Origin of the sequence: Leeuwenhoekiella nanhaiensis (genome assembly GCF_002744755.1) — a bacterium.
Taxonomy (GTDB): Bacteria; Bacteroidota; Bacteroidia; order Flavobacteriales; family Flavobacteriaceae; genus Leeuwenhoekiella; species Leeuwenhoekiella nanhaiensis.
The window spans coordinates 46,009-52,955 of record NZ_KZ319302.1; the positions used below are offsets into that span (position 1 = coordinate 46,009).

General features: G+C 42.5%; 9 protein-coding genes. All 9 read left to right on the forward strand.

All coding sequences use genetic code 11. From position 1 onward, the window contains the following. Positions 1-8 precede the first annotated feature (8 nt). The 9 genes from CJ305_RS17185 (at position 9) to CJ305_RS17225 (ending at position 6,914) form a co-directional block, all read left to right on the forward strand. The gene (locus tag CJ305_RS17185) at positions 9-296 is read left to right on the forward strand and encodes a GNAT family N-acetyltransferase (protein ID WP_099647535.1); all 288 of its coding nucleotides are present in this window, start codon (positions 9-11) and stop codon (positions 294-296) included. Then, positions 283-741 carry a GNAT family N-acetyltransferase gene (locus CJ305_RS17190; RefSeq protein WP_099647536.1) on the forward strand — a complete coding sequence of 153 codons (459 nt, stop codon included), beginning with the start codon at positions 283-285 and terminating at the stop codon, positions 739-741. Before CJ305_RS17185 ends, CJ305_RS17190 begins: the two co-directional genes overlap by 14 nt. Further along, complete coding sequence (locus CJ305_RS17195) at positions 741-1,475, forward strand: M15 family metallopeptidase (RefSeq protein WP_189319483.1); 735 nt, start codon at positions 741-743, stop codon at positions 1,473-1,475. Before CJ305_RS17190 ends, CJ305_RS17195 begins: the two co-directional genes overlap by 1 nt. Positions 1,476-1,567: 92 nt before the next feature. Then, the gene (locus tag CJ305_RS17200; protein ID WP_099647538.1) at positions 1,568-2,332 is read left to right on the forward strand and encodes a M48 family metalloprotease; all 765 of its coding nucleotides are present in this window, start codon (positions 1,568-1,570) and stop codon (positions 2,330-2,332) included. A gap of 380 nt (positions 2,333-2,712) precedes the next feature. Beyond that, the gene (gene gpmI, locus CJ305_RS17205) at positions 2,713-4,230 is read left to right on the forward strand and encodes a 2,3-bisphosphoglycerate-independent phosphoglycerate mutase (protein WP_099647539.1); all 1,518 of its coding nucleotides are present in this window, start codon (positions 2,713-2,715) and stop codon (positions 4,228-4,230) included. Positions 4,231-4,240: 10 nt separating this feature from the next. After that, complete coding sequence (locus CJ305_RS17210) at positions 4,241-4,831, forward strand: thioredoxin family protein (RefSeq protein ID WP_099647540.1); 591 nt, start codon at positions 4,241-4,243, stop codon at positions 4,829-4,831. 216 nt (positions 4,832-5,047) lie between these two features. Further along, positions 5,048-5,386, forward strand: coding sequence for a hypothetical protein (locus CJ305_RS17215; RefSeq protein WP_099647541.1), 339 nt, complete (start codon positions 5,048-5,050; stop codon positions 5,384-5,386). Positions 5,387-5,388: 2 nt separating this feature from the next. Then, complete coding sequence (locus CJ305_RS17220; RefSeq protein WP_099647542.1) at positions 5,389-6,030, forward strand: Shedu anti-phage system protein SduA domain-containing protein; 642 nt, start codon at positions 5,389-5,391, stop codon at positions 6,028-6,030. A 167-nt stretch (positions 6,031-6,197) separates the two neighbouring features. Next, the gene (locus CJ305_RS17225) at positions 6,198-6,914 is read left to right on the forward strand and encodes a DUF2971 domain-containing protein (RefSeq protein WP_099647543.1); all 717 of its coding nucleotides are present in this window, start codon (positions 6,198-6,200) and stop codon (positions 6,912-6,914) included. Positions 6,915-6,947: the final 33 nt, after the last annotated feature.

Consider the following 6,947-nt stretch of genomic DNA (forward strand, 5'->3'; position numbering starts at 1 on the left):
CAAAAATAATGGATAAAGCAATACACCACCGGGAAAACCGAAGCAGAGGTCTTTTTTACATAGAAGGAAACGGCGATAAAATTTCGGAACTCACATACACTATTAAGAGTGATAATCTGATCGTCATAGATCATACCGAAACCAAAATGGGCTATGAACATCAGGGTTATGCCAGTGAGTTACTGGATTATGTAGTAAACTGGGCTCGCGAAAACGACATCAAGATCGAGCCGCTTTGCCCATTTGCAGAAATCAAGTTTGACGAAAAACCCGAATACGCTGATGTCCGCGCCTGATACCACCCAAAAACTGCAAATCCGTCAGATCACCGCTGCAGAAACCTATGCAGTACGCCATCCGGTTTTACGTGAAGGGAAACCTGCGGAAAGTTGCGCGATGCCCGGCGACGAGGCTGAAGACACCTTACATATGGGCCTTTTTGATGTTGAAAAACTTATTGGGGTTGTAAGCCTGATGAACAACTCAAAACCCCAATTTACAGGAAAGCAATACCAGTTAAGAGGGATGGGCGTTTTGAGCGCTTATCAGGGGCAAAAACTGGGCAACCTGCTGGTTGATGAGGCCGAAAAGCAACTGCAACAACGGGGAGTCGAACTCCTGTGGTGCAACGCCCGCATCAAAGCGCTAAATTTTTACCTGCGGAAAGGTTTCAGCATAGAAGGAGAGCCTTTTGAGATTGAAAATGTAGGTACGCATTATTTACTTTTTAAAAAGCTCTGATGAAAAGACGCCGGTTTATACAAAACACGCTATTAACCACCGCTGCCGTAACGACTTTTCCGCAGCTGTTAAAGGCAAATACCGGTCTTCCGGAAACCGAACTTCTGGGTCGTGGCAATCCCGTTTTGACTGAAAAAAGCGGCTATCGCCTGCGTCCTGAAGCTGCGGAGGCCTTTGACCGGATGGCTGCTGCCGCAAAAAAAGAAGGCATCGGCATACAGGTCGTTTCGAGCTATCGCGATTATGCGCACCAAAACCGTATCTGGGAACGCAAATACAAAGACTATAAAGCCGGAGGAATGGCACCATTGGTTGCTATTGAAAAGATTATTGAATACAGCACCATCCCGGGAACCTCGCGTCATCACTGGGCTACAGATCTTGACATCATTCAGGCGGGAACGGGAGTCACAAATAATGTACTCGACCCCGATAAATTTCACGGTACCGGACCCTTCTGCGCATTAAAAGCCTGGCTAGAGGAAAATGCAGAATCCTTCGGCTTTTATGAAGTCTATACCAATGCTTACGGGCGAAAAGGCTTCAAGTATGAGCCCTGGCATTTCAGCTACGCCCCACTTTCTAGAAATTATCTTAAAGACTATAAAAAACTGGATATCGCACAAATCCTTCAGCAAAAAAACCTGATGGGCAGCGACGCCTTTACTTCGGCCTTTATTGAAAAATACCGAACTGAAAATATTCTGGACATCAACCCGAAACTTTTAAAGTGAATTTGTTTAAAAAAATATCTGAAACATCCCTCCAAACCTCCCTTCAAAGGGAGGCTTTAGTTAACTGAAACTAACCAATTATTCTTATCAATATGAAACTAGGCGGAAGAGCACTTAAAATAGTTCTTGGCGTAGGTATCGTCGTTTTTGGACTGATTCGATACTACGGCAGTCAGGAAGAAAACCCGTATACCGGGCGCACACAGTCGGTTAGCCTGACAACCGAAGAGGAAATCGCCATCGGCCTGCAAAACGCCCCCATTATGGCCGAGCAACATGGCGGTATGCATCCCGACCAGCAATTGCAAAACATGGTAGATCGTGTGGGCAAAAAACTGGTTGACAACACCATTGCCCGTGAGACGCCGTATCAGTATGAATTTCATCTGCTGCGCGATCCCAAAACGGTAAATGCTTTCGCCCTGCCCGGCGGTCAGATCTTTATCACCTATGCCCTACTCGAGCGTCTTTCAACCGAAGACCAACTCGCCGGCATTTTAGGTCACGAGATTGGTCACGTGGTGGGCAGGCATTCGGCTGAGCGCATCGCGCAGAGCGAACTCGCCAATACCGTTGCCGCCGGTGCACAGGTAGGCGCCGATGCCGGAATGCTCGCGAGTCAGCTGGGCCAAACGCTGCTACTTAAGAACGGGCGTGGTGACGAACTCGAGAGCGATGATCTAGGGGTGAAGTTTATGCTGGAAGCCGGTTACGATCCCGAAGCGCTTATTGAGGTGATGCAAATCTTAAAGGAAGCCAGCGGTGGTCAGCGCGTACCTGAGTTTCAAAGCTCCCACCCCGACCCCGAAAACCGCATCGCTAAAATCAAGGAAGCGATTGAGAAGTATAGGGGGTGATTATTGGTATTGGTATTATTATTTTTATTGTTATTGTTATTGTTATTGTTATTGTCGCCTCACCCCCTAGACCTTCTCTCCCGGCCATTCGGGAGAGAAGTGAGTTTGATTTTTGACTGAAAAAGAAACTTGAATTGAAGAAGAAAACTTCAGAAACATCCATCCCTGGCCCTTCCTTCAAAGGAAGGGGACTTGCTATTCATTGAAATTTAAAAGCCTCCCTTTGAAGGGAGGTTGGAGGGATGTCCCCTTCAGATTGAAATAATAATAATACCAATAGTAATAGCAATAAGTTCCTCAAACGCTATCGCGATTGGCCTGCAAAGTTTTAGCCTTTAGTTGGTTTAGTCCGTATCTTTGTGAAACAACTCAAAATAACCATGAATAAAAAAGTCATTTTAATGATCCTCGACGGTTGGGGATTTGCACCTAATAAAGAAGTTTCAGCAGTAGATCAGGCAGAAACTCCGTTTATCGATTCACTATATACCAAATATCCACACGCGCAATTGCTTACCCACGGAGAAAACGTGGGCTTGCCAGACGGGCAAATGGGCAACAGCGAAGTAGGCCATATGAACCTGGGTGCCGGGCGCATTGTCTATCAGGATTTCGCTAAAATCAACAAGGCCTTGCGCGAAAATAAACTGCGCGATCAACCGGAGCTGAAAGACGCTTTTAAATACGCTAAAGAAAACAACAAACCCATTCACCTTTTGGGTCTGGTATCAGACGGAGGCGTGCACGCGCACATTGATCATGCCAAAGGTTTGATCAAGGCTGCCAATGAGGTGGGTGTGGAAGAAGTTTACGTTCACGCGTTTACCGATGGTCGTGATGTAGACCCACAAAGCGGCGCCGGTTTTATTGAAGATTTGAATGACTACGCTCAACATAACGGTGCCAAACTGGCCAGCATCACCGGGCGCTATTTTGCGATGGACCGCGATACCCGCTGGGAACGCGTGAAAAAAGCTTACGATGCAACGGTAAAAGGCATCGGTACCAAAACAACTGATCCTGTTGCTTCGATTAAAAAATCTTACGAAGACGGCACTACCGACGAATTCCTTGAGCCTCTAGTCATTACCGAAAACGATCAGCCTGTTGCCACCATTAAAGACGGTGATGTGGTATTGTTTTTCAACTACCGTACCGACCGTGGACGCGAATTGACCCGTATGCTCTCGCAGGAAGATTTCCCTGAGCAGGATACCAAAAAACTGGATTTGTACTACGTCACGATGACCAACTACGACCAGACTTTTAAGAACATCCACATCATTTTTGATAAAGATAACCTGACCAATACGATTGGCGAGGTAATTTCCAAAGCCGGTAAAAAGCAGATTCGCATTGCGGAAACTGAAAAATATCCGCACGTAACCTTTTTCTTTTCGGGCGGAAGGGAAAAGGAATTTGAGGGCGAAACCCGCCTGATCGCCAAATCTCCCGATGTGGCGACATACGACCTGAAACCGGAAATGAGCGCTTATGAAGTGCGCGACAAAATTGTTGCCGAACTCAAAAAAGAAGAAGTAGATTTTGTCTGCCTCAACTTTGCCAACCCGGATATGGTGGGCCATACCGGCGTATTGGAAGCTGCTATTAAAGCCTGTGAGGCCGTTGACGCCTGTGCCAAAGACGTGATCACCACGGGTCAGGAACACGGCTACAGCGCCATCGTGATTGCAGACCATGGTAACTGCGAAACCATGAAAAACGAAGACGGCTCTCCAAATACCGCCCACACGACCAATCCCGTGCCCGTCATTGTGGTAGATAACGACATCAAGACCGTAAAAGATGGCGTTTTGGGCAATGTCGCTCCCACCATTCTTGATATGATGGGCATTGAAAAAGCAAAAGAAATGGATCAGGAAAGCCTGGTCAGTTAAACCGAAAAAGATGAAAAATTTAAAATACCTCAGCCTAATGCTGGCGATTGTACTGATGAGCGCGTGCAAATCACAAAACGCTGTAGCCAGTCGCTCTGAAGTGCCTCAAACTCCCGGTCCGCCGGAAGCCGCACAGATTCCTACCTCGCAAAAAAACCCGCAACCGGATATGCTTACTGGCCCTGCAGAACGCAGTGACCTGCAGGAAGGTAAATTTGGGGAATGGTTTAACCCGTTTTACGCGTCGTACCGGGTAGATGAAAGCCTGGTTGACGAACTTAAACCGCTGCTTAAAGATGTTGACATCACCCTGTTTATGGGCACCTGGTGTGGCGACAGTAAGCGCGAAACGCCTCGCATTTACAAAATACTGGATGCTGCCGGAAAGACTCAGGATATTGAGCTGATCACTGTAGACCGCTCCAAAACCACACCACAGGGACTTGAAGAAGGTAAAGACATCAAACGCGTACCTACGCTTATTCTAAGCAAAGACGGTAAAGAATTGGGCCGTATTGTAGAGTACCCTATCGAAAGTCTGGAAGCAGATATGCTAAAGATTTTAAAAGGCGAACCCTATAAACACGCATACGCGGATTGAGTAGTTACAAGTTAAGGGTTAAATGTTATTAGGAAATCGACCGCTTGTCAAAGAGCGGTCGATTTTTTTTATGCGTTTTGAGGAATGCCGTAAAGGAACGGGGATTAGTTTGGTTATATTCGTGAATGTAAAATAGATATAACACAACTGGTCGTGTTATATGTACGTTGGCATTCATTTTGACTGAAAACTAACATTAAACCACTGAACTAAAATATGGCAATATCAATTGATTCAATAGAAACATTACAACGATACTTAAATGGAGTTTTGGACAGAGCTGACCATCACGCTGGAAATGTAGAGGGAGTTTCCCTTGCTTTATTGGGTGCTATCGTATGGAAATCTGACCGTGAAATTGAAGTTAGAGAATATAATGGAAGTCCTGCTAATATGATTTGGTTTTGGGTAGATGGAAAAAGATACGCGATGTCCTATAATCATTCTACTGAACAGATTGAACTTAAAGAAAGAACGCATAAAGGTGGAGTTTTACATTCATTTGACAACTCTACAACTTATGAAGAGATAATTGCAATTTTCAACGGCTTATAATTATGAGTACTTGGAATTTACAAAACGTTGAAAAGGATTTAAAAAAAGCTTTTAGCGCTAATTCAGAAACTCAACTTTCAGAAATATTGAAAAACAACTCATTTTTATTCTATGAGTTATATTCAAGAAAATATGGAATTTCACCAAACTTTGCTGAAATTTCTTTTGGAGGAAAGTTCCGATGTGACTTTGCTTGGTTAAATGATAATTCAGGTGGTCCTGAATGGGTATTAGTTGAAGTTGAGAAACCTGAAATGAAATTGTTTACGAAAAATAATGAACCAACTTCTGAATTAAATCACTCAATCGAACAAGTCAAATCTTGGGATAGATATTTTAAGGAAAACCCACTTGAAAAGAAAAGAATTTTTGGTGCTGTATCGAAATTTAGATTTATACTGGTTGCAGGAAAAAAAGAAGATTGGCAAACTGAAAGTGCAATAAAGTGGAGAGCCTATCACAATGATACAAGCTCAGTCGAAATTAGAAGTTCTGATGTTTTTTTAAGACCGTTGAAAGTTGCAAAAGAAAAGTTTGGAGAATTATGGAGTTTTGAGGAAAATCCAAAATCATTAAAGCACTCGGATTTAGAGAAGTATTGGACTGAATATGGATATATGGATTTGTGGAGAAAAGTACTCTGATAAAATAACGAAATGCCAACATTGGCTATAAACAATTGGGGCGAAAGTGATTAAACAAAAGTAAAAAACAAAGGGCGGTGCCAAACCGAACAGTTAGGGCTAAAAACCCCCAACTGTTCATAGCCAAAACCGTTGTGTTTAATTTAAGCCAACAGAGATAGAAATAAATGATTCCAGAAACGATATATCACTATACAACTATCGAAACACTTGCTCTGATTCTAAAGAGCGGGAAAATTAGATTTAATAGTATAAATAGGTTAGATGATTTAACAGAGCCACTTTCAAAAGATTTTGGAAATATTGGAAGTCTGATACTTGTTAGCTGTTGGACGGATATAGGTGAAGAAAGTATTGCACAATGGAATCTGTATTCAAAAAATGGTACAGGCTGTAGAATTGAATTACCGAGTGACTTGTTTACAAGAAATATGGGACAGAAAACGGATAAGTATTTTGCAACAGATAAAGAATTAAGTTTATTGTACCCTGTAAATAATCTTTTTCGGATTGAGTACAAATCAAGTATTGAATTAAAAAACATTAGAAAAGAAGATAAATTTGACTTTTCCGAGATTGGTAAAACAAAAAACAATCAATGGGCATTTCAAAGTGAATGGCGATTTATCCTTTATCAATTATCAAAAGAAATGTTTGACAGTATTAAAAATTCTCAAATTTCGGAATTAAAGGATTTTTCATATAAATATGATTACTATGATATGGAAATCAGATCAGAAATATTCCAAAAAATGAAAATCACTTTAGGACCTGAAACAACAAATGCTGAAGAAATTATAGTAAATGCTCTAATTTCAAAATATAACAACAACGCAACGGTTAAAATTAGTAAACTTAAAGACATAATTAAATTAAAAAACTAAACAAATAACTAGCGTTCGTGCGGTCGGTACGAC

Excerpts from the sequence above, each read along its gene's own strand:
- CJ305_RS17185 (WP_099647535.1), top strand. The coding sequence starts at position 9 with ATGGATAAAGCAATACACCACCGGGAAAACCGAAGCAGAGGTCTTTTT.
- CJ305_RS17190 (WP_099647536.1), top strand. The coding sequence starts at position 283 with ATGTCCGCGCCTGATACCACCCAAAAACTGCAAATCCGTCAGATCACC.
- CJ305_RS17195 (WP_189319483.1), top strand. The coding sequence starts at position 741 with ATGAAAAGACGCCGGTTTATACAAAACACGCTATTAACCACCGCTGCC.
- CJ305_RS17200 (WP_099647538.1), top strand. The coding sequence starts at position 1,568 with ATGAAACTAGGCGGAAGAGCACTTAAAATAGTTCTTGGCGTAGGTATC.
- gpmI (WP_099647539.1), top strand. The coding sequence starts at position 2,713 with ATGAATAAAAAAGTCATTTTAATGATCCTCGACGGTTGGGGATTTGCA.
- CJ305_RS17210 (WP_099647540.1), top strand. The coding sequence starts at position 4,241 with ATGAAAAATTTAAAATACCTCAGCCTAATGCTGGCGATTGTACTGATG.
- CJ305_RS17215 (WP_099647541.1), top strand. The coding sequence starts at position 5,048 with ATGGCAATATCAATTGATTCAATAGAAACATTACAACGATACTTAAAT.
- CJ305_RS17220 (WP_099647542.1), top strand. The coding sequence starts at position 5,389 with ATGAGTACTTGGAATTTACAAAACGTTGAAAAGGATTTAAAAAAAGCT.
- CJ305_RS17225 (WP_099647543.1), top strand. The coding sequence starts at position 6,198 with ATGATTCCAGAAACGATATATCACTATACAACTATCGAAACACTTGCT.